Origin of the sequence: Bradyrhizobium cosmicum (assembly GCF_032290525.1) — a bacterium.
GTDB lineage: Bacteria > Pseudomonadota > Alphaproteobacteria > Rhizobiales > Xanthobacteraceae > Bradyrhizobium > Bradyrhizobium cosmicum_A.
In genome coordinates, this window is the sequence record NZ_JASXTA010000480.1 from 1 (window position 1) to 246 (window position 246).

Genomic DNA, 246 nt, shown 5'->3' on the forward strand with positions numbered 1-246 from the left:
GTTCGTCCCCGACCTCGGGAATGCGGCCGACCTGTTGCATGACGTAACCACCGAGCGTCTCGTAGGCGCGATCGTCGGGCACGGGCGCGCCGATGCGATCGACGACCTCGTCGGGGCGCCACAGCCCGGGCACCGTCCAGGACCCGTCGGGCAGGTGACGGCTCGCGTCGTGCAGCTTGTCGTGCTCGTCGCTGACCTCACCGACGATCTCTTCGATGACGTCCTCGAGCGACACCAGGCCCGAGG

The 246-nt window shown here is 69.1% G+C and carries 1 protein-coding gene; it reads right to left on the reverse strand.

The features are described 5' to 3' along the window. Positions 1 to 246 (reverse strand): transporter associated domain-containing protein (locus QSV46_RS40635; RefSeq protein ID WP_314964376.1); only part of this gene is annotated, 246 nt, incomplete at both ends.